The 1,150-nt window shown below is 65.3% G+C and carries 1 protein-coding gene; it reads right to left on the minus strand.

Annotated features, from left to right (window positions below):
- Window positions 1-116 precede the first annotated feature (116 nt).
- Window positions 117-1,150, minus strand: a 1,034-nt coding sequence (locus MJD61_01705) for a hypothetical protein (protein ID MCG8553993.1), incomplete at its 5' end; no start/stop codon positions are given.

Below are 1,150 nucleotides of genomic sequence, written 5' to 3' on the forward strand. Positions count from 1 at the left end.
CCAATCTTGCGCGCTACTGGCCCGAGCATTACTTCCAGGGCCCGCGCCATCGCATGGCACACGAGTGAGCCAGCCCTGACAGTGCCCTGATGGCTCGAGCCGTGCGGGCGCCCGAATCAACAGGGTCCCTGGCGTTCGCAGCCGTTGAAGGGATTGCGGTCGCAATCGTTCCAACCCGAGTTGCAGCTGGTGATGGTGCAGATGCCGCTCACGCAGCGTTCGTTGGCGCGCGGCAGCTGACAGGTAGCGCCGCACAAACCGCAGCTTTGCTCCGACGTGAGCAGGTTGGTTTCGCAGGTGCCGATGTTGTCGCAGTTTGCTCTGCCCGGCCGGCACTGACCTTGACCGCCGATGTGGGAGCAAGGGAAGGTCGATTCGCAGCCGTTGAGCGGATTGCCGTCGCAATTGAAACGGTTGCTCGGGCAGTTGGTGAGCGTGCACACACCGCTGATGCAGTCCTCGCTCGCGTTGGGGAACTGGCACACGCTGCCGCAGAAGCCGCAGTGCTGCTCGGAGGTGTGCAGATTGGTCTCGCAGGTGCCGTTGTTGTCGCAGTCGCCGCGCCCGCGTTGGCCTTGGCACATGCCGATGCCACCCCCGGGAGGAGGCGGCGGCGGAGGAAACCCGGTGCAGGGGCCCAGGGTTTCGCAGCCGTTGAACGGGTTGGCATCGCAGTTGTTCCAGCCGCTCGAGCAGTTGGTGAGCGTGCACACGCCCGAGATGCAGCTTTCGCTCGCATTCGGAAGCTGACACCTGCGGAAGCAGCCGCCGCAGTGCGTCTCGGACGTCATCAGGTTGGCCTCGCAGCCTCCCTGGTTGTTGCAGTCTGCCGTGCCAGGTTGGCACTGGCCGATGCCCCCTACGCCCGGACAGGGGCCCTGCCGCTCGCAGCCGTTCAGGGGGTTTCCGTCGCAGTTGTTGCGGCCCGAGCTGCAGGAAACCAGGGTGCACAAGCCGCTGACGCAACGTTCGCCCGCATTGGGCAACTGGCACCGGTTGCCGCAGAAGCCGCAATGCTGTTCGGATGTATACGTATTGATCTCGCAGGTGCCGTTGTTGTCGCAGTCGCCGCGACCCGGATCGCAGAAGCTCCCGCCGCCGAAGCCACCAAGACCGCCAACGCCGCCAAGACCGCCAACGCCGCCAAGAC

The sequence above is a fragment of the Pseudomonadota bacterium genome, from assembly GCA_022361155.1.
In the GTDB taxonomy this organism is placed as follows: Bacteria; Myxococcota_A; Polyangia; order Polyangiales; family JAKSBK01; genus JAKSBK01.